This window comes from Caldisericum insulae (genome assembly GCF_047785965.1).
GTDB classification, from domain to species: domain Bacteria; phylum Caldisericota; class Caldisericia; order Caldisericales; family Caldisericaceae; genus Caldisericum; species Caldisericum exile_A.
Window position 1 is genome coordinate 39,315 of record NZ_JBLOBF010000009.1, and the last position, 21,219, is coordinate 60,533.

21 protein-coding genes are annotated in these 21,219 nt (G+C 35.6%); 4 read left to right on the top strand and 17 right to left on the bottom strand.

Annotated features, from left to right (window positions below):
- Positions 1 to 6: 6 nt before the first annotated feature.
- The 8 genes from ACMV0E_RS06270 to rpmH form a co-directional block, all read right to left on the bottom strand.
- On the bottom strand, positions 7 to 1,335 hold the full coding sequence (locus ACMV0E_RS06270) for a TldD/PmbA family protein (protein ID WP_416085528.1): 1,329 nt from the start codon (positions 1,333 to 1,335) through the stop codon (positions 7 to 9).
- Entirely contained in the window at positions 1,328 to 2,770 is a 1,443-nt protein-coding gene (locus ACMV0E_RS06275) for a TldD/PmbA family protein (protein ID WP_416085529.1), read from the bottom strand. The genes ACMV0E_RS06270 and ACMV0E_RS06275 overlap by 8 nt, the downstream gene beginning before the upstream one ends.
- Positions 2,771 to 2,837: 67 nt before the next feature.
- The gene (mnmE, locus tag ACMV0E_RS06280) at positions 2,838 to 4,178 is read right to left on the bottom strand and encodes a tRNA uridine-5-carboxymethylaminomethyl(34) synthesis GTPase MnmE (protein ID WP_416085530.1); all 1,341 of its coding nucleotides are present in this window, start codon (positions 4,176 to 4,178) and stop codon (positions 2,838 to 2,840) included.
- A complete protein-coding gene (locus tag ACMV0E_RS06285) occupies positions 4,175 to 4,621 on the bottom strand; it encodes a Jag family protein (protein WP_416085531.1) in 447 nt (148 codons plus the stop codon). The genes mnmE and ACMV0E_RS06285 overlap by 4 nt, the downstream gene beginning before the upstream one ends.
- Position 4,622: 1 nt before the next feature.
- Positions 4,623 to 5,759, bottom strand: coding sequence for a membrane protein insertase YidC (gene yidC / locus ACMV0E_RS06290; RefSeq protein ID WP_416085532.1), 1,137 nt, complete (start codon positions 5,757 to 5,759; stop codon positions 4,623 to 4,625).
- Between the two features lie 10 nt (positions 5,760 to 5,769).
- Positions 5,770 to 5,979, bottom strand: coding sequence for a membrane protein insertion efficiency factor YidD (yidD, locus tag ACMV0E_RS06295; RefSeq protein WP_416085533.1), 210 nt, complete (start codon positions 5,977 to 5,979; stop codon positions 5,770 to 5,772).
- Positions 5,980 to 6,327 carry a ribonuclease P protein component gene (gene rnpA, locus ACMV0E_RS06300; protein ID WP_416085534.1) on the bottom strand — a complete coding sequence of 116 codons (348 nt, stop codon included), beginning with the start codon at positions 6,325 to 6,327 and terminating at the stop codon, positions 5,980 to 5,982.
- Complete coding sequence (gene rpmH, locus ACMV0E_RS06305) at positions 6,327 to 6,464, bottom strand: 50S ribosomal protein L34 (protein ID WP_416085535.1); 138 nt, start codon at positions 6,462 to 6,464, stop codon at positions 6,327 to 6,329. The genes rnpA and rpmH overlap by 1 nt, the downstream gene beginning before the upstream one ends.
- 212 nt (positions 6,465 to 6,676) lie before the next feature.
- Here rpmH and accD point away from each other — a divergent pair, with 212 nt between their 5' ends.
- Genes accD through ACMV0E_RS06325 form a run of 4 tightly spaced genes read left to right on the top strand, consistent with a single transcriptional unit; the run spans position 6,677 to position 10,196 of the window.
- Positions 6,677 to 7,489 carry an acetyl-CoA carboxylase, carboxyltransferase subunit beta gene (gene accD, locus ACMV0E_RS06310; RefSeq protein ID WP_416085536.1) on the top strand — a complete coding sequence of 271 codons (813 nt, stop codon included), beginning with the start codon at positions 6,677 to 6,679 and terminating at the stop codon, positions 7,487 to 7,489.
- The gene (locus tag ACMV0E_RS06315; RefSeq protein WP_416085537.1) at positions 7,486 to 8,412 is read left to right on the top strand and encodes an acetyl-CoA carboxylase carboxyltransferase subunit alpha; all 927 of its coding nucleotides are present in this window, start codon (positions 7,486 to 7,488) and stop codon (positions 8,410 to 8,412) included. The genes accD and ACMV0E_RS06315 overlap by 4 nt, the downstream gene beginning before the upstream one ends.
- Positions 8,402 to 8,860 (top strand): acetyl-CoA carboxylase biotin carboxyl carrier protein, encoded by a 459-nt coding sequence (locus ACMV0E_RS06320; RefSeq protein WP_416085538.1) that lies wholly within the window; start codon positions 8,402 to 8,404, stop codon positions 8,858 to 8,860. The genes ACMV0E_RS06315 and ACMV0E_RS06320 overlap by 11 nt, the downstream gene beginning before the upstream one ends.
- Positions 8,850 to 10,196 carry an acetyl-CoA carboxylase biotin carboxylase subunit gene (locus ACMV0E_RS06325; protein WP_416085539.1) on the top strand — a complete coding sequence of 449 codons (1,347 nt, stop codon included), beginning with the start codon at positions 8,850 to 8,852 and terminating at the stop codon, positions 10,194 to 10,196. The genes ACMV0E_RS06320 and ACMV0E_RS06325 overlap by 11 nt, the downstream gene beginning before the upstream one ends.
- Before the next feature lie 5 nt (positions 10,197 to 10,201).
- Here the strand turns inward: ACMV0E_RS06325 and ACMV0E_RS06330 are convergent, their stop codons facing one another.
- From ACMV0E_RS06330 to ACMV0E_RS06370, 9 genes are all read right to left on the bottom strand, one after another.
- Positions 10,202 to 10,804 (bottom strand): NTP transferase domain-containing protein, encoded by a 603-nt coding sequence (locus ACMV0E_RS06330; RefSeq protein WP_416085540.1) that lies wholly within the window; start codon positions 10,802 to 10,804, stop codon positions 10,202 to 10,204.
- Complete coding sequence (locus tag ACMV0E_RS06335) at positions 10,785 to 11,000, bottom strand: type II toxin-antitoxin system prevent-host-death family antitoxin (RefSeq protein ID WP_416085541.1); 216 nt, start codon at positions 10,998 to 11,000, stop codon at positions 10,785 to 10,787. Before ACMV0E_RS06335 ends, ACMV0E_RS06330 begins: the two co-directional genes overlap by 20 nt.
- A gap of 9 nt (positions 11,001 to 11,009) precedes the next feature.
- The gene (locus ACMV0E_RS06340) at positions 11,010 to 11,606 is read right to left on the bottom strand and encodes a deoxynucleoside kinase (RefSeq protein ID WP_416085542.1); all 597 of its coding nucleotides are present in this window, start codon (positions 11,604 to 11,606) and stop codon (positions 11,010 to 11,012) included.
- 4 nt (positions 11,607 to 11,610) lie between these two features.
- A complete protein-coding gene (locus ACMV0E_RS06345; protein ID WP_416085543.1) occupies positions 11,611 to 12,729 on the bottom strand; it encodes an acyl-CoA dehydrogenase family protein in 1,119 nt (372 codons plus the stop codon).
- A gap of 1,019 nt (positions 12,730 to 13,748) precedes the next feature.
- On the bottom strand, positions 13,749 to 14,381 hold the full coding sequence (locus tag ACMV0E_RS06350; RefSeq protein WP_416085544.1) for a phosphoribosyltransferase: 633 nt from the start codon (positions 14,379 to 14,381) through the stop codon (positions 13,749 to 13,751).
- 38 nt (positions 14,382 to 14,419) lie between these two features.
- Entirely contained in the window at positions 14,420 to 14,821 is a 402-nt protein-coding gene (locus tag ACMV0E_RS06355; protein ID WP_416085545.1) for a bactofilin family protein, read from the bottom strand.
- 12 nt (positions 14,822 to 14,833) lie between these two features.
- Complete coding sequence (locus tag ACMV0E_RS06360) at positions 14,834 to 15,826, bottom strand: M23 family metallopeptidase (RefSeq protein WP_416085546.1); 993 nt, start codon at positions 15,824 to 15,826, stop codon at positions 14,834 to 14,836.
- Positions 15,827 to 15,930: 104 nt separating this feature from the next.
- Positions 15,931 to 18,570: a stalk domain-containing protein gene (locus ACMV0E_RS06365; protein WP_416085547.1), complete on the bottom strand. Its 2,640-nt coding sequence runs from the start codon at positions 18,568 to 18,570 to the stop codon at positions 15,931 to 15,933.
- A gap of 38 nt (positions 18,571 to 18,608) precedes the next feature.
- Entirely contained in the window at positions 18,609 to 21,035 is a 2,427-nt protein-coding gene (locus ACMV0E_RS06370) for a stalk domain-containing protein (RefSeq protein WP_416085548.1), read from the bottom strand.
- Between the last annotated feature and the right edge of the window lie 184 nt (positions 21,036 to 21,219).

Below are 21,219 nucleotides of genomic sequence, written 5' to 3' on the forward strand. Positions count from 1 at the left end.
CTATTCCTAAAATTCAGTTGCACTTGTAAAATTGAAGTCCTTTATTCTCATATAAGGAGCAGTTGTAACTGCACCATCTTCATATATTATCTTTGAAACGTTCGAAATTTCCAAGCAATTTTTAAACGCATTAAGAACACTTTCTGTAAATCGCATATGTTTTACTGGTTTTGTAATCTTACCATTTTCAATGAGGAAAAGTCCATCTCGAGTCATACCAGTTATGAGAAGAGTTACAGGCTCCATAGGATTTGTATACCAAAATCTCTGCACATATAAACCACGCTCCACATTAGCAATCATCTCATCTAAAGAAGAAGTGCCACTCCCAACAAAGAAATTCATTGGATATGCGTGAAGTGAGTTAGGTTGAGGAAGTGAGTGCCCTGTAGGTTCTTTCCCTTCCTTATAGGCGTAAAATGAATCATAAATAACATCAGTTATTACTCCCTCTTTTACAAAATAGACCTTCTTTTTTGGAACACCTTCGAAATCAAAACCCATTTTCAATGTTTCATCTGATTTGCCGTCATCAAAAAGAGTTATTAAATCCGGAAACATCTTCTCTCCAAAATGACCCTTCATAAAGCTTGTCCCTTCCTCAACATTCTTTGCGCTCAGAGAAAGGTATTTCATAGATGACAAAAATTCATGAACCGCATATGGAGAAAGTATTACATCATATTTTCCGGGCTCTATTGCAATAGGATTTTGCGCCATTCTTGCAACTTCAAGACTTTCTTCAAGAACGTTATCTATAGCTATTTCTCTAAAATCTTTTTTGCTAACCTCAGAAAATCCTGAAGAAGTGTCTGTCATCACAATATTTTTCAAAGTTGAAGCGGTTCTTTCCATATACCTTTCAACACCCAACGAATTCTTAACGGCAAGTTGGAATCTTTCAGTTTCAAATTTACCAGAAGAAGTAAAACCATACTTTTTGGATGCATCAACAAGTTTTTTAACAATGCTTGCACGGGTTTCGGCATCTGGAATCTCGGAAACAAAAATAAATTCATTATCACCAGGGTAATTTTTAGGTAAACTTACAAAATCAGGATTTTCCTTTTGAAGTTTCGCAATATTTATTGCATTTAGAATTGCGCCGTTTATCGCTTCATCGCTTAAGTTTGATGTAGAAGATGCACCAATCTTTTTTCCAAGTACAACCCTTACATTAAGTTCATAACTTTCTTCTCCAACATTTCTATGGATATAGTTATTCGCAAAACCAGTTAGATATGTTTCTCCACCCATTAAAACTGCTTCCACTTCATCAGCTTGTGTATTTTTAACAACATAATTCAAAATTTCTAAGATTCTCTCCTTATTCATGTCTTACCCCCACTTTAACATTTCTAAACCTTGCATAACTTGAGCCATGGCTTACTTCCATAACTTGCATTGGCTCCCCTTTGCCACAATTCGGCAAACCTAAAACGTGGTAATAACTCTCGTTTCCAACACCATCAAGGTTTCTCCAGAATTCATATGTTATGCCTGAATAGCTTGGGTTCTTCACCATATCCTGAATCTTTCCATTCTTTATTTCATAACCAATTTCAGTACCAAACTGGAAGTTTAATCTCTTTTGGTCAATACTCCAAGATTTATTTACATCAATAAGAAGACCATTATCAACACCTCCAATAAGCTCTTCCAAAGTGAAATTACCTGGCTCAAGATTAATACTTGTCATCCTTATTATTGGCTGTCTATTCCATCCATCTGCTCTCATTGCACCCATTGGTTCAAGACCTAACCTAAATGCAGTTTCACGAGAATTCAAGTATCCTACAAATAGCCCTTCTTTTACAAGATAGATTTTCTTTGCTTTAACCCCTTCATCGTCGTAGGCAAACCCTCCTAAGGCATAATCCAAAGTTGCATCAGCAACAATATTAACGTATTTTGAACCAAATTGGAAATTTCCCAGTTTTTCAGGTGTTAGAAATGATGTACCTGCAAATGAGGCTTCTTCTCCAAGAACTCTATCGAGTTCCGTTGGATGCCCCACAGATTCGTGCAGTTGCAGTGCCATTTGGTAAGGCCCAATAACAAGATCCATAACTCCACTTGGGGCAGGTTTTGCTTTAAGAAGAGCAAGTGCTTCTTTTGCAATACGTTCTGCATTTTCCTCCAACTTCATTTCCTCAATAAACTCGTATCCCTTCCGAGCATAATCACCACCAAAAGATGCTGGATAACTCCTTGTTTGTATTTCTCTTCCATCGGTTGCAATTGCCTGCAATCCACCACCACTTACAATACGCTCCTGCTCAATAAATGCACCTTCTAAAGATGCAAAAGTCTTTAATTCTTTCGAAAAATGCATCAAAGATGACCTTACAACAATTCCAGGCATTTCCATTAATTTATCAAGCGAAAGCATAAAATCTATTTTCTTGTTAAGTGGAATTGAAAATGGATCAATTTTTATAGGCTCATGAACCTTATCCTGATAAATTTCAATTGGGGCAAGACGTGCATCTTCAATTTTAGTCATCGCTGATGCCTTTGCAATTTCGACAGCAACTGTTGCAACACGTTCCCCTTCCTCGGGTGTTACATTATAAGAAGAAAAAAATCCCCACGCACCATTCACAATAACCCGCACACCAAATCCTTTTGTGAGCCGCTTCTTAACTCCCTCAACTTTACCATTTGAGACAGTTATATCTTCTTCTTCCCTTTCAATGAGCCTCACATCTGCATAGGTTGCACCTAACTTCTTTGCTTGGAAAAGGGCTCTTTCAATTACCTCTTGCATCTTTAACCTCCTTTAGGTATAAAAGCACCATACAATATTATTACATTAAAAGCTCTTTTTTCAAATACTACTTGCCAATGCAAAATCTTTCAAATATTGCATTTAAAACATTCTCGCCTATATTTTCTCCACTTACATCACTTAATGTTTCGATTGCTTCCCTTAACTCCTCTGAAACAAGATCAAGTGTTCCTGTCTCAAGATTCTTAATTGCATTATTCACATGTGTTAGCGCCTTAGAAAGTAAATCATGCTCAACCTTATTTGAAACAAGTATTGAATCAACATCAATATTCAATAGTTTATTCTTTATTTCACCTTCAACTTCATCAATTCCCTCCCTTAATAGTGCAGATATCTCTATGATAGGCTCATTTGGGAAAAGTTTCGAAAGCTCCTCCTTTGTGAGAGCCTTTGGAAGATCACTTTTATTGAGGACAATTATACGCATTTTTCCTTCTGTAAACCTTACAAGTTCAAGGTCATCTTCTTGAAGTGGAGTTGATGCGTCAAACACAAAGAGAATTAAATCGCTTGTTTCTATGGCATGTTTACTTCTTTCAACGCCCATTTTTTCTATGATATCCTCTGATTCCCTTATCCCTGCGGTATCAATAATTTTAACAGGAAAGCCATAGAAGTTTATCATCTCTTCAATTGTATCTCTTGTTGTTCCAGGGATTTCAGAAACAATTGCACGCTCAAATTTAAGAAGCGCATTAAGAAGTGTCGATTTCCCAACATTGGGCTTCCCAACAATCGCAATGCGGACACCGTCAATAACAACTCTTGAATCTTTATATGTAGAAAGAAGTTTTTCAATACTTTCCCTTATTTCATGAAGCGATTGCCTTAAAGTTTCTTCTGGTATTTCTTCAACATCCATAGGAAAATCAATGGTTGCTTCTATATGAGAATTAACCTCAAGGATCTTGTTTCTTATGCTCATAACAGCCTTACTTAATTTACCAAAAAGTCTTGAAGAAGCAAGAAGCACGCCTTTTTCGGTTTTTGCCTCAATAAGTTCAATAACTGCATTTGCTTCAAATATATCCATTTTGCCGTTTTCAACTGCTCTTCGGGTAAATTCCCCCTTTTCAGCAAGACGCGCACCAAGGGAAATAAGGTAGTTTAAAACCATCTCAAGATTCTTTATCCCACCATGCATTGAAATTTCAACAACATCTTCACCAGTGTACGAATGAGGTTTTTTGTAATAAATCACAATCCCCGTATCAATTGGTGTTCCTTCAATAGAAATAGCCCCGTAGTATGCATAACGGGGCATCTCAATCCTTTTATTAAAAATCTTCTCTGCTAATTCAAGCGCCTTATCGCCTGAAAGCCTAATAACACCAATTCCTCCAAAACCACGAGGAGTAGAAATTGCAACAATTGTATCGCTCACTTTTTAATGTCTACAATAACGCGTCTTCTTGGCTCTTTCCCAACACTGTGAGTCCAAATATCAGGATAATTTTTAAGAGTAAGGTGTATTATACGCCTTGCCTGTGCTGACATAGGACGCAATTCCACAGGTTCTCGAAGTCTTTTTGCCTTCAACGCTGCTTCAATTGCAATAGTCTTTAACCTTTCGTATTGCTTACCCTTATAGCCATCGATATCGAGAATGACTGTTGGAAAGTTTTTATCAACCTTATGAGCATAAACATTTACTATAAATTGGATTGCCCTCAAAACCGTGCCATCATAGCCAATGTAATGACCTTTATCTGATAGATTCCTCACATTCACATAATAGCCACCAAATTTTTTTCCTGCTTCAATTTGGGGAGATTCTCCCAGTTTCTCAAAAATATTTTTAACAAATTCAACAACAAAATCACTCATACTACTTCTCCTTTTTTTCTTTCTTAATAACCTCTTTCGGTTCCTCTGAAGCCATCTTTTTAAAGTTTTCAAGAGACCTTATGATGAGATACTGTTCAAATGTTGCAACAAGCGAGAAGGTTATCCAGTAAAGCAATACTGACGGAGGCCAACTTACAGCCCACACTGCAAATATAATGGGCAAGAAGTACATAAACATCTTCGTATTTGGATCCATTTCAGTGCCAGGTAATTGAGAAGTTTTTGATTGTAAGAACATTGAAAGAAATACAAGTGCAGGAAGAATATAGTATTTATCGGGCACATTCAAGTTAGAAAGCCAAAGGAATCTTACGTTATTGAAGGGCGCATAGTTCATAAGCGCTCCATACAGGATAATGAGGAGTGGCCACTGTATAAGAACTGGCAAACACCCTCCATACATATTTACGCCTTTTTCTTTGTATAGTTTTACTATCTCCTGTTGCTGCTTTTGGGGATTATCTTTGTATTTTTCCTGAATCTTTTTTAGCTCTGGCTGTATTTCCTGGAGCTTTGCCGTAGATTTGAACTGATATCGCGTCAAAGGATGAGTAATGAGTTTTATAAGAATTGTAAGGACAATAATTGCAAACCCATAATTCTTTGTTACCTTATTAATTGCCTCAATTATAAAGCGCATTGCCTTGTATAATCCACCTACAGGAACAACGTTTATCACTGCTTCCTTATCGATCGTTGTGATTTTTCCATTTGCATCTTTATAAGTTACCGCAAATTTTATGGGGTAAGGTTTAGGCTCAATTTCCGTATAACTTGTGATGTAGAAAGTAAATGTAGCATCTTTTCCTGCATCAATTACACTTGTCTTAGAAACATCCTTTATAGAAAGTTCTCTTGTAGATTTCCATAGTTCAAAAGGCTTAAGATCCTCATTTCCATTAATTGAAACAAGTTTAACTGTAACATCAAGAATTGGATCAGGTGTGTTATTTACGACTCTCAAGCCCACAGGAATATTTTCCAGAGGTCTTCCCGTTGCTACTACCTGGACAATTACTCCAGGCTCAGTTGTTTTAGGAAAAGGGCTTGTTGCACAACCTGTTAAAAATACTGAAAGCAAAAGCACAAAACCAAATACAAACAAAATCTTCTTCATCATATCCTCCTCAAGGAACAGGGTCATTCCCTCCAGGGAAGAAGGGATTACACCTTAAAACTCTCTTTATCGCTAAAAATCCGCCTTTTTTTGCACCATACTTTTCTATTGCCTCTATTGCGTATTCAGAACAAGTAGGGGTAAATCTACAGGTTGGTGGTTTAAGAGGCGATATGTATTTCCTATAAAACTTCAAAACCGAAAGTAGGAGATTCTTCATTTAATGCGCCTCCTTTGAAGCATCTATACCTTTCTTAAAACGAAAAATGATGCCCTCAAGGTCGTTGAGGACATCGGGCATTTTAAGTCCCTTAATTGTATTCTTTGCAATAAGCACAAAACTGTAATCTTCTGGTAAAATTGGTTCTAATTTCAAAAAGGCCTCTCTCATCAATCTTTTTGCACGATTTCTTTCATGCGATTTACCAATCTTTTTAGAGGCAACAAATCCAACTTTCTTTTTAACCGCATCTGAGGCAACAACCACAACGAATCTTCCATGAAATTTTTTACCGCTCTTATAGACGTTCTCAAACTCTTTTTCGTTAAGCCTTTCCCACAGCTTCACTATACCGTTATAAGTCTCTTCCTTCCGTGTGCTCTCCTTCTTGAAAGCACATTTCTTCCACTTCTTGTCTTCATTCTCGCCCTAAAGCCCTGGCTCCTTTTAATATGCTTATTGTGTGGGTTAAATGTGGTACGCATATCTCAACCTCCTAATTTAAATTTTTCTCTAAAAAATTAAGCCTAACTAATTAAATATAGCAAAAGTTTAAATAAAGTCAATAAGAAAATTTTAACCCAAGGAAGTAAGTTAAATAGCAATAACCTTAAAAATTGCTTTGATAAATCCAGAAAAACACGTTTATTTTTGCATATTTTGGATTTTTTGGAAAATTTGATATAATTGCTTCGATATGAAAAAGATAGTTAAGGTTATAACTAAAAACGAAAGCAAAGAATGGATAAGGTGTAATGGTTGTAAAAAGCTTTTATACTATGAAGAACTTATTGAAAACAAAAAGGTATGCCCTTATTGTGGTTATCACTTTAGACTTACAGCAAAAGAACGTATAGAATATCTTTTAGATAATGGAAGTTTTAAGGAACTATTCAGAAATATCAAATCAGATGATCCGCTTAATTTTGTAGATAAAGAACCATACAGAGCAAAGATTGATGAAATAGAAAAAAATGGTGGATATAGCTCTTCCATTATAACAGGGGAGGGTACGATAAACGGAATAAACGTTGCACTTGGCGTGCTTGCATTTGAATATATTGGAGGAAGCTTAGGAGCTGCAATGGGTGAAAAACTAACACACCTTGTTTATTATGCAATAGAAAATAATCTTCCCCTCATTGTAGTTTCTGCTTCAGGTGGTGCAAGGATGCAAGAAGGAATTATCTCTTTGATGCAAATGGCAAAGTTGAGTGCTGCAATAAATGATTATAAAAAAAATGGTAAACTTTACATCTCTATACTTACAAATCCAACCTACGGCGGAACGACCGCAAGCTTTGCAATGCTTGGAGATATTATTATTGCAGAGTCAAAAGCGATGATTGGGTTTGCAGGACCAAGAGTAATTGAACAAACAACCAAAAAGAAACTCAAAGAAGATTTCCAAACAGCCGAGTTTCTCTTATCACATGGTTTTGTTGATATGGTTGTTGAAAGACAAAACCTTAAACAAGAAATTACAAAATTGTTGGAGTTTCTGCCATGAACACAAAATTTCTTTCATTTGAGAAGGATCTTGAAAAGATATATCTTGCAATGGAGAGAAACCCAAAAGATTTATCTCTTAAAGAGAGTTTTAATAAAACATTAAAAGAAATATATTCTAAATTAGAGCCATTTGATATTGTAGAGATTGCAAGACATCCTGAAAGACCTCACTCAGAAGACTATATTCAATCACTTTTCACCGATTTTGTAGAAATTCACGGTGATAGGTGCTTCGGCGACGATCCTTCCATTATCACTGGTATCGGAAAATTTAACGGAAAAGTAGTAGGCGTTTTAGGTCATAGAAAAGGACAGAATCTCAAAGAACAGTTAAGCGTAAATTTTGGTATGGCAAATCCAGAAGGATATAGAAAGGCGCTAAGGGTTGCAAAACTTATAAGCGAAAAATTCAAGGCACCAATCATCTCTTTTCTTGATACACCTGGGGCAAATCCAACAGAAGGAGCAGAAGAGAGAGGTATTGCTTCAGCGATTGCAACAAATCTAATGGAATTCTTTAATATAAGGACACCTATCATTGTTGTTGTTATAGGAGAAGGAGGAAGCGGAGGAGCCTTAGGCATAGGAATAGGAGATAGAATACTTATGCTTAAATACTCCATATACTCGGTTATTTCTCCTGAAGGGTGTGCCTCAATACTCTTTGGTAATGCAAGCAAATCAAAAGAAGCAGCAAAATCTTTAAAATTGACGGCGCAGGACTTAAAAGCACTCAATGTTATAGATGAAATTATTGAAGAGCCATACGGAGGAGCGCACCGCTTCAAAGAAGAGACCATTAAAAATGTAGGAGATGCCCTTGAAAAAAATCTTATAGAATTGGTCAAAATACCCACTGAAACACTCCTTCATATGAGAAAGGAGAAATTTTTAAAAATGGGGGTTTATCGTGAAGAATAAAGAAATTACACCAAAGGAAATTAAAGAAATTATTCAGATTGCAAAAGAAAATAAAATTAAGGAGTTCAATCTTGAATTAGGGGGACTGAAAATTTATTTCAAATTTGAGGAAGATTCTTTAAACTCTATGAATCCGCCTTCTAATACAGAAAAAACAAACAAAAAAGAGGAAGAGCCCACAACATCAAGCAATCCCAATACCTTTATAGTTAAATCGCCTCTTGTTGGTGTATTTTACAGGAAACCAAACCCCAATGCAAAGCCATATGTAGAAGTAGGCGATGTAGTAGAGAAAGGTCAAACGCTATGCATTATAGAAACGATGAAAATAATGAACGAAATACAAGCAGAAAAGAAGGGAAAAGTTTTAAGAATTTTCCCTGAAGATTCCTCTATGGTAGAAGTCGAAACTCCACTTTTTGAGTTAGAGGAGATCTATGAAGATTAGAAAAGTCCTTATTGCAAACAGAGGGGAAATTGCCCTCAGAATCATACGGGCCCTCCGTGAATTGGACATCGAACCAGTACTTGTATATGCTTACGAGGATAGAGATGCACTTCCAACTCAACTTGCCAAAACAAAAATTTGCATAGGAAAGGGAGGGGTAAAAGATTCTTATCTTAACATTCCAAATATAATCAGTGCAGCAACTCTCCTTAAGGTAGATGCCATACATCCTGGATACGGTTTTTTATCAGAAAATCCTATGTTTGCAAGAATTGTAGAAGATCACGGAATAAAATTTATCGGACCCACACCTGAAGCAATGCAACAACTTAAAAACAAGGCAAATGTAAGGAAAATAGCAAGTTCAATTGGAATACCAATACTTCCTGGGACAACAGAACCAATTGAAAACCTTGATATCGCAAAGAAGGTTGCAAAAGAAATTGGATACCCAATTATGCTTAAAGCAGCAACAGGCGGTGGAGGAAAAGGAATAAGAGTTGTAAATAATGAAGAAGAACTTGTAAGATTATTCCCAATTGCAAAAAGTGAAGCCAAAGCCTCCTTTGGAAAGGATGCTATATACATCGAAAAATATCTTGAAAACCCAAGACATATTGAAGTTCAAATTGCAGGCGATGAATATGGGAATGTTTACGCTGTTGGCACAAGAGAGTGTTCCATTCAAAGAAACCATCAAAAGGTAATAGAAGAAGCACCAGCACAATTAAAAGAATCAGAAACTTTAAAGATTATGGAAGATGCAATAAAATTTGCAAAAGCGATAAAATACACAAACCTTGGAACAGTTGAATTTCTCTATTTAAATGGTCAACATTACCTTATGGAGATGAACGCAAGAATACAGGTAGAACACCCTGTAACAGAAGAGACAACAGGACTTGACCTTGTAAAAATGCAAATACAAATTGCGCAAGGAGAAAAGATCCTTTTGAAAGACATAAAAACCACAACACATGCAATTGAATTTAGAATAAATGCCGAAGATCCTTTTGATAATTTCAAACCCTCCTTTGGAAAGATCAGTAATCTTCACTTACCTTTGGGAAGAAATGTTAGAATAGACAGCCACATATTTGAGGGATACACTGTGCCACCTTTCTTTGATTCACTTCTTGCAAAATTCATTATAAAGGGAAATACAAGAGAAGAGGCACTAAAAACAGCAAAAAGAGTATTCGAGGAAGTAAGAATAGAGGGAATTAAAACAAATATACCGCTCCATAGAAAACTCCTTGAAACTGAAGAATTTACAAAAAATAAAGTCCACACTAAATTTTTAGAAGAATTTCTTAAAGAGATCAAGTTAGTTTAACTACTTTAGATTTCTACATAAGAGATATTTTCTCTATACTTTCTTAGCATATAAGGAATACCTTTTTCTTTGCGTAGATTTTTTATTACATTAAAAAGTAAAGATGAAAATGCAATAGGGTGTGTTCTCTTATTATCCTTTATTGGGATAGAGATAAGATTCCCTTTTTGAATTGCATAAATTAACTTTTCTAAAACATCAGGGGTTAAAGTTGGACGATTTGCGAATATTAAAACTGCACCTATTGAATAAGGAGAAACAGCCCTAATACCACATTTAACTGAAGAAAAAACAGGGTTTTCCAAAGCATCAGAGATATTAACTTTATAAAAAGACTTAGGGAAGACCCTTTGAAGTTCATCTAAATCCTTCTCATTAGAAACAACGATGACAATATCCAATATGTATTTTTGTTTAAGAGATTCAATAACTGAGATAATATCTTTAATTTTCTTCGAAGAAAAATCTTTTGCGGCAAGTATAATAAAGGAAATATAAGGCCGTTTGGATTGAAATTCAAACTCAAAAAACGGGACTCCTTTGAGTTTAAAGACCTTCTTTCTACCGAATAACTCTATAACAAACTCATCATTTATCTTTATTTTCATCAAGGTATTTTTTCAAAAGTTCCTTATCTTGCAAAATCTCATAAGCCTCTTTAAGGGCTTCAAAGGTTTCATAATCAATCAAAACTGAGACAATTTTGCTCTTTCTTATAACGGCATAAACTTCTCCTTTTTCAACATCATCAAGTACTTTTAAAAGGTTTTCCTTCAATTTTGATGCAGAAATTGAAATAATCAAAAACACCTCCTAATAAACTGCATTATACAGAGCATTCTTCACGCGCTCAATAATTTCTTTTCTATTATCATATATATCGTTTGTTATCTTTATCTTTGGAAAGTGCCAGTTTGCATAGAATTCTTTGTATCTTTTATCAAGACTTTCAAGGTATTCTCGAGGAATTTTTTCAAAATCACGACCTCTTTTTGCGATGTTTCTCAAAAGCTCATCAACAGTTTTTTCAAGGTAGATAAGAAGATTTGGTGTTGGTAAATGAGTCACCATAAGATTGTAAAGTTTATCGTAAACAGTCCATTCCTCTTTTGTCATTAAGCCCTCTTCATATAGCGATTTTGCAAAAACCTCTCTATCTTCGTATATGGACCTATCCAAAACTGCTGGGATTTTTGATAATAACATGTGATGGACGATTTGCTCATAACGAAGCGCAAGGAAGTTAATTTGAGTTGCAAAGGCCCATCTCTTCATATCTTGGTAGTAATCTTTTAAAAAGAGATTGGAATGGAAATCTTCAAAATAAACCGAGAACCCAAGATCCTCTGAAATAATCTGCGCTAATGAAGTTTTACCTGCACCAATGTTTCCTGAAATTACAATATACATAGTTTCACCCCTTTAAAATGTTATTTGCAATTATTAGTTTTTGAATTTCATTTGTGCCTTCAACGATCTCATACATTTTTGCCTCTCTATAGAGTCTCTCCACAGTATAACCTTTCACATAGCCGTAGCCACCAAAGATCTGTGTTGCAAGACGTGTCACATCCACTGCAGATTTTGTTGCATAGTATTTTGCAATTGAAGAATAAAGCCCTAAGTCGGGTGAGTTTGAATCCTTCTTCCTTGCGGCAGTTAAAACAATCTCACGCGAAGTTTCTAAAAGAGTTTTCATCTCGGCCAAATATGATTGTATAATTTGATAGTTTGAAATTGGTTGTCCTCCTTGTGTTCGCTCTTTTGCGTATTTTATCGATTCGTGAAGTGCTCTTTCCATAAGCCCCACTGCCCCTGCGGAAGTTAGAATTCGCCCAAGCTCAAGTGTCTTCATTGCAACAATAAAACCGAGATTTGCTCTCCCTATTAGGTTTTCCTTTGGAACTTTTACATCTTTTAAGACAAGTGCTGCATTTGGTAAGTATGGAAGCGCCATTTTTTCTTCCTTATGCCCCACAGCAAGCCCTTCTGAATCTCCTTCAACTACAAATGCAGAGATTCCTCTTGCCCCACTTTCTGGATTTGTCTTTGCAAAAATCACATAGAGATTTGCAAGTCCTGCATTTGTTACAAATGCCTTTGTGCCATTCAAAATATAATAATCGCCATTAAGAAATGCGGTAGTCTTTATTGAAGATGGGTCAGAGCCTGCATGAGGTTCTGTAAGAGAAAATGCTCCAATTAATCTTCCTTTGTTAAGTTGTGAAAGATATTTTTGCTTAAGGGTATCAGACCCGAAAAGAAAAATTGACAAACTTGCAAGTTGATGTGCCCCAATAATCATTGAAATCGTGCTTGTATAAGAGGATAGAATAATTGATGATTTTAAAGCTTCCTCAAAGGTTAGCCCAACGCCTCCATACTCTCTTGGAAAACTTACACCAAAAAAACCAAGCTCTCCCAGTTTTGAAAGTGTTTCAGGAATATAAAGTCCGTTTTCCTCTATATCCTTCTCTTTTGGTCTTATAAGTTCCTCACAAACTTCCCTTGTAAGTTCTTCAATCTTTTCCATAACCACTCCCATTTTTCCAAATTATACAATAATTAGAAAAATATAGAAAACCCAATTTAAGAAGAAATTGAAGCGCTCAATACCAAAAAATACACCCAAAAATTGTCAATCCGAGGAACGAAGTGACGAGGATTATCCTCCTTTTAGGGGGAGTTAGAGGGGACACATCCCCCTTCCATCGATTGTCATTTCGAAGGAGCGTAAGCGACTGAGAAATCTCCATATTTTGAGGGGGCAAAACACCGCCCCCTCAACACTCCCCTGAAACAGAGGAGATTCCTCGCCTTCGGCTTCGGAATGACGCAACCAGTCATTTCGAACGAAGTGAGAAATCTCCTCTTTTGGGGGTAGTTCGAAGGGGGACTTTTACCCCTTCGAGTAATAGAAATCTCTTTCTTTTTAGGGGGAGTTAGAGGGAGAATTTCAAATCCCCCTCTAAATAAGGTATTCCTAGTGGTTTTGCCAATTCGGAATATAACTCGTGCACTATCAGCAAATATGATTTTATTAGGAATAGGAGTTGGAAATTTCTTTACTATTGGAAATTCAATATAAACATAGTCTTTATTCTGGATTAAAGCTACATTCGGAGTAAACCGTATTATACAGTTTGCTTGCACCCCTACAAGAAGTGGATTTACATTAACAAATAGATACTGCACTGACTATATTAATATTTCCATATCCAGCTGGTTCACCTTGAGTGTTTGTGCTTACATAGATTGTTTATGTTTCACCTGTTGTAGGATTTGTAATTTTAGCTTCCGAAGAGATTGATATATAAGCGGGACCTCACAAAACCGCCCCTGTTTTGATGATACTATAGTTAAGACATTTTGATGCAGAAACTGACGATGGGTTTGCAAACTCTACCTGCACATAAGCATTATTCCATACACCTTGTGTAGGAGTGTATACTTGAGGAAACACAATACCTACTTTCAATTTAAACTAATAGTCTTTCTTATATTCCTTCACATATTAGATACCAAAACTCACAAAAAAGTTCCGTAGATTTTTTAGATTTTTGAAAATTCTTTTGATAGTGCTAAATATTTTTTGACTTCGTCATCGCTTAATTGGGAAAATTCATCATAATATTGTGATACTGCAAAGAAATACTTATCTATATGTAATGCAATTACCTTTGAAATCTCGCTTAATTTAAGATAACCCTCATAAGATGAAACAGGTACAGCAACATAAATTTCCTTGGGCTTGTGCTTAAGAATACTTTTAACCCCAACAAACAGTGTTTCCCCAGTTGCAATGCCATCATCCACTATAAGCACAATTTTATCCTTTATACTGCTAAAATCAAAACTTACGCCGTAACCGTCTTTCCTTTTTTTAAGAAGATCAACGGTCTTTCTTATAATCTCTTCTAAATATTCACCTGGTTCAGACTTACCATACTCATTTATTATGTATTCTCCATCAATAGAAACTGCCCCAATTGCAAACTCCTCATTTATGGAAGATGGAATTTTGTGCGAAAATAAAGGGATTATTTCTTTCTTAAACTGTTTTGCAATAGGAAACGCAACTTCAACTCCACCTCTTGGGCATGCAAAAAGAAAATCAAATACTACCCCATTTTCAGAAATTAAATTTGCTAATCTTTCTCCTGCATCAAGCCTGTTTTTAAACATATCTTATCAAAAAAGCCCCAAACGGGGCTCATCTTAAACTATTTTTTCTCCTCATTCTTTGGAGGCTCTGTTATAATTGGTTGTGCTTTTTTTGTTGCGACCTTTCCTTCAACAGAGGCACCTTCTTCTATAGAAACTTTCTCTGCTGTTATATCTCCAATGACGACTGCATGCTCCAAAACTTCAACGCTTTCTTTTCCAATAATATTTCCTTCAACATGTCCTATCACAATTACCTTTCTTCCCTGAATATCACCTTTTACTTTGCCACTTTCTGCAATCGTAATTTCTCCGTTTCCTGATATATTTCCTTCAATTAACCCTTCTACACGCATTACTCCTTCACACTTAACATCACCTTTTATTGCAAGGTCTTTTGCAATTACCGTTTGTGTTGTTGAAACTGCTTCCTTTTGCTCTTCTCTTCTTCCGAATGCCATTATAAAACCTCCTTACTCAAGATATTTAAGTGGATTAATGGCTTCGCCCCAGACCCTTATTTCAAAATGTAAGTGTGGTCCAGTGCATAAGCCTGTGCAACCTTCATATCCTATAACCTCACCTTTTTTAACCCTATCTCCAACTTTCACCGCTATGTCTGAAAGATGCCCATAAACTGTTTCAATGCCATCTCTATGATAAATAATAATCATTTTCCCATATCCACCAGAATTCCAGCCTGCAAATTCAACCTCACCATCTGCTGCGGCACGAATTGGTGCTCCATAATAACTTGATATATCAATTCCTTTATGGAATTCCCAGCCACCACCAAATGGGTTTACGCGCCAGCCAAATCCTGAAGTTATCATTCCCTGTAGTGGCCAGTAATCAGGAGTCTGTGCTTTCATAAGGTTTAACTTATAAGCTGTTTCTTGAAGCATGGTAAGTGTTTGCTCTGTTTGGACTGCCTGCTTTGAAGTATCTGCAAGCTCAGTTCTAACCTCTGCATAGGTCTTAGGAAGTTCTGTATAAGATTGTATTTGAGGTTTTGATGAAGGACGTGCAAGGATTGACTCCAAGCTTACAGTCTCTCCACCAAGTTTTAGGGCAGATCGTACATCCTTCTCAAGCTTGCCTAAGGAAAGGACATACTGCTTCAAAGCTTCCACATCTGCCTTCGTTTTCGCAAGTTCATCCTGCAAAGACTGTAAGTTCTTAACATCTTCAGCATTCAAAGAACTTGCATAAACGTGAGGTGCTTTTGCATTTGCAAGAAGCTCCCGATAGGAAGCCGCGAAGGAAACTGAAAAAGTAATAATGAGAGCAATTGAAAAAAGAATCGTGTAAATTCTCAATGGTGTTAGGACAATTCTTACAGTTTTACCTTGATAGTGAGGTACAATTATCAGGGTAAAACCGCCTTGCTTCTTTATTTTTTTCTTATTAATTTCATGCCTATGCTTCCACAGGTCCACATTCTCACCTTCTTTCAAAAAATTCAAAAACCAACCCCTCACACTCAATACCTATAATATACAAAAACAAAAAATTTCAAAATGCAAGAGGAAGGGCTTTGAAAAGCCCTTCCCATTTAAATCTCAAGTTTCTATGGCTTTGGATAAACAATACTTACTGCTTTTAGTGTTCCATCCCATTTAACATCTGCGCCAAAATTTTCAGATATGAATCGTAGTGGCACAAAGGTAACACCCTTTACAAGAACAGGTGCCGCTGGAAGCATCTTTAAATTCCCATTTACATCAGCCCTTAAATTTCCAATTTGAAGTCTCATCCTATTGTTGCCGAGAGTAAGTGTTATAATTTGGAAAATGCCATCCCATTCAAGGTTCGCCTTAAATGAAGTTAAAATAAACCTCAAAGGCACCATTACATTTCCACTTTGAATAAATGGTGGTGCATCAATTTTTACTTGTTCGCCATTGATGTAAGCATTATCATTTCCAACTTGTAAGAATACAGTTACACGCGCAATATAATTTACTGAAAACTGCTTGGTTGAGGTCCTTCCAGATGGACTCTTTGCTTGAATTGAAATTGTATTTATTCCTTCACCTGACAAGGTAATAAGCGTCTCAAATGTTCCATCGCTATTGAGATTAACAAGTTTTCCATTAACAAGAAGTGTTGTATTTGCAACATCTATAGATTTAACAGCACCTTTTAGGGTAAATGTTGGTTGAACAACCACTGAATTTTCCTTTGGCTCAGCAATCGTTATCACTGGATCAGTTAAATCCACAAGAATTGTTTTTGTATTTTCTGGCTCTTTATTCCCAAAATTGTCTTGTGAGTAGAAACTTATTACATTTTTCCCTTCAGGAATACTTATTTTAGGAGCGTTTGTTAAATCATATGTTTGATATGACCCATTATTTATCTTATAGTAAAGCGTTGGAGTAATACCTGCAATTTGTGATACAGAAAATGAAATCGCAGGTTGAGTTATGTAATACCCATTAAGGCCGTCAGGATTTTGAGGATTTATTATAATATTTGATTTAGGATAAGCAAACACATCAATGCTTACATCAATAGGTGTAGTTTCTTTTGAAGTATAAACGGTAAATTTATATGTTCCACCTGTTTGAGGAGTCATAATATTTGCATCTTTACTTATAGAAATGCTCACCAAACTCTGTGAAGGTATATTTGTATTCTGTGGCAAAGTTAAAACAAGCGTATTCCCCGATTTTGAAACTGCCGAAGGATTAAAAATTGAATTTCCAGCTGTTATTGTTATGAGGTTTGAAGGGACTTGATTTGGAACTGAAAATTGGAGTGGAAACGTAATTGATATTGTATCAGAAGCACCAAGCGCACCACCAAGTCCAAGGTTAAAGGTAAAAGAAATTGATGCATTTTTATTTACAACCTGCGGATCAACTGTTACTTTTAAATTCTGCAATGTTGAAGGAGTAAACATCAATTGAGATGATTCAACTTGCAATTGATCCTGTGATGTATAAACCTTAATTTTATATCCCGAAGTACTAACCGGTGGATTCACAAAATTAGAGGAAGCAAGGATTTTAATAGTAACACTACTTCCTGCGCCAATTGATGTAGGGCATTTAATAGTAAGAACATTTGAGGAAACGCTTGCTTGAGCGCTTACATTATTTACAAGAATACCTCCTGAAGGAATCGTTGTTGGAAGTGTAAAGCCTCCTGGGAAAATAATTGTTATGGTATCATTTGTTGAAAGTGCGCCAGATGAAGAAGTCTTAAAAGAGATTGTATGTTCTCCTACAGCCCCCGCTGTCTTAGGATTTACATCCCACATGAGATTTGTGATTGATGTTCCAAGTGTTACCGTGTATGTTGCAGGAGTAGGCTGCTTGGAAGTCCACATTTTGAAAGTATATTGACCTGCAGTAGTAGGATTCTTTATTGCGGTATAAGCACCAAAGACCAATGTAGTTTGATAATTTGCATTGAAAGTAAATTGAGTTGGCGGAATTGTCAAAGTTACAACATTATTTTGAACGCTCACATTATTTGAGAAATCTGAAATAGTAGCATATCCTTGTTTTAAAGCAAAATTTCTTCCATCTATTGTAGGAGGGACAGTAAATCCCGCAGGAAATTCAACTGATATAAAATCACCACTTACAAGATTAGTAGATGGCACAAAGTTAAAGCTATATGTGCTTGTATCACCCAATTTAGGATTATCAACAATAATACTAACTATATTAATTGGAGATCCTTGCCCACCTGTTCCCACCGTAAATGTTCCATCAACTACATAATTTCCACTTACTATAACTCTTATTGTATGACTTCCAGTTGTTTTTGGAATAAAATTCGCTGTTGAATCTATAACAATTGAAAATGTAGTATTAGGATTTACATTAGGAAATGAAGTTGAAGTTCTAATAACAAGACTTTTTGAAAGGTCTACAGGGCTTGTTGATATCGAAGCAGAGAAAACATTATATGAAGTGGTTGAAATTTGTGTATAAATGGATGAGGTAGAAACACTTGTTGGAATGCTAAATTTTGAAGCTTGGTCTTGCCCTCCATCTATAAGTATTTCTATTTGTGTATTTGCGCCAACATAAGCGTTCCCAAGCGTTAATGTAATTGTAATTTTATTTGGGACATTTATTGAGTTAGGACTTAGATTGATACTTATACTATCGGCTGCAGCAACATTACTTAATAAAGCAAAAGAAGAAAACATAACAGATAAAGCTAAAAGAATAATTAATACCTTTTTCATATTAACCTCCTTAAAAATCCCCATATTATACCACAAAATTAAGGTGCAGGATATGTAATAGTAATCTTTCTAAGCGTTCCATCCCATTCCACCTTTGCACCCAATTGTTCCGAAACAAATCTAACAGGAAGCATTGTTCTTCCATTTATAATTTTAGGTGTGACTTTTGTATTATTTGGATCAATCCAAGTAAGCACTCCATTAACCCTTGCTTGCGGTTTATCAATCCAAAGTTCAAGAGTCTTATTGCCAAGCATTATTGTAACTTTCCTTTCTGTCCCATCCCACGAAATTGAGCCACCAAATTTTTCAATAATAGGTCTAATCGGGACAAGCGTTCTCCCTTCGATAATGACAGGAGGAGAGTCAAGAGTAATAACACTTCCGTCAGAAGAAGTTAATTTATTTGACCCAACAAAAAGGGTAAGCACTATGGTCTTTATGTATGTTACTTTTAATGTTTTAAGAGACATATTCCCAGCTCTATCATATGCCTTAATCTCAATTGTATTATCATTTGGTAAAAGGACCAAGTTGTAAGAAAACTCTCCCGCTTCATTTAACTGAACTTTGTTCCCATTAATAAACACTTCGGCAACTCCTGATTCGTTGTCAGAAACCTTGCCTCTCACCGTAATAGAGGGCTGGTTAAACTTGTCTCCATCTTTTGGCTCATATAAAATAATGGAAGGTTGTATATTATCGTTAGCAATTTCGCTTCTATAAACACCCCGATTTGTTGCAATAACAATAGTGTTGCTACTGTCGTTAAGAGATACTATAGAGAAAACGGTTGTATCTTTTGGTAAATCACCAAAAGGAGTGAAATTAAATCCACCATCTGTTGAAATAAAAATGCCATCAAGAGTTCCAAGATAAAGAACATTTGATTTAAAATAATCACAAGCAAGAACTGAAGCTTTATAATTAGAAATATCGGAAACTTTTTCCCACTGTACCAAATTACTTGATCTATAAATTCCTAAATTGTTCATTATGTAAACATAATTATTTTTAGCTGGCACAACAGAATAAATTGGGGTTGAAATTCCTTTTAAATCAACTTGGTTCCAGGAATTGCCAGAATCTTCACTATAGAATAAGCCGCTTATACCACTTGCAAATACATATTTAGGATCCGAAAGAGAAAAAGCAACAGAATACATTTCCGTCTGTGGCAAATCTACCATAAACCAACCAATTCCATTATCTATTGACTTTTTCAAACCATATTTTGTAGCCGCAAACATATTGTAAGGATTTGAAGGATCTACAGAAATTGAGTGCGGATAAGAACCATAAAGCGAATTTGAAATATAAGTCCATGTGGAGAAATTAAAATCAGTCTTAAATGTTCCCAAATTGGTTGTTGTGTAAATAATCTTATAGTTAGGATCATACCCCAATGATGTAGCGTTTAACAAGCCCAAACCTTTATTTGAGTAAGAAAAATAACCATTACTATAGACTAAAAAACCTTTTTCTGTCCCAACATACACAGTTGAAAAATCAACTGAAGGGAAAACGCAAGTCTTAAAAGTGGATTGTGTGGTGTTAGGTATTATTGTAAATGTTTCGCCATAATCTGAACTCTTTAAAAATCCTTGTCTATAAACCGCATAAACTTTGGAATCGTCAAATGAGTCTATCATTATTTTAAATACAAAAGGTCTGTTTGGCCAATCAGTAAGATTCACAAAAGATTCACCGCTCGTATAGCTTCTAAAAACACCTCCTTGTGTTGCGGCATATATTATGAAAGGCTTTTTAGGATTTTGTACTATGTCAAAAACCTGAATATTAGAACGGTTCCCGATACTTCGCCAGGTTTTACAGTTGTCAAGAGTTTTAAAGATTCCGCTATTCGTTCCTATAAAGTAAGAATTACTAAGACTAATATCCTTTACAATTGTATAAACTATGATATTTGGTATATCCTTGTTATATGCAGTAAAGTTATAACCTCCATCAAGCGAAACAAAAACGCCTAAGTCTGTGCCAACAATCAAATGATTAGTATCAAAAGGATCAATATAGATTGAAAAAACACCTCTATTCATCAAACCTTGTCCAATATTTGTAAAAGTATTACCCCCATCGTTACTAAAATAAAGCCCTGCACCTGTTCCTACATATATAGCACCCAATTTACCTTTTACAGTTTTGATTGTGTTTATCTGTAAATAAGATGGCACATAACCAGGCAGTGTGTAATTAAGCCCCTTTCCAATCCATTGCCAAGTTTTTCCAGAATCTTGTGAAACAAAAATGCCTTCATTAACGGTTCCTAAATATACAATATTAGGGTTGTTTGCGTCAATTTCAATACAAGTTACATTTGTTCCATACAAGCCATCATTTACAGGAGTAAATTTATAGTAAGTCCCAGCCGTTGCGCTCTTAACACCAACAGTCAATCCAAAAGCAAGAATCAACATTAGAATTATCGTAATTATTTTTTTCATTTCTTCACCTCCTTTGTTAATTATAAAAAATATTGAGGATTTGGCAAAACTAATTTTTATTAAAACTATTTATCTAAAAAACATTTTTGCTTTTTGAAAGTTCTTCCAGTAATTTAAAAGTAGCCATTCCAAAACAGATTTCTGTTTGTCATTCCGAAGGATATTTCTTTTTGTCATTCCGAAG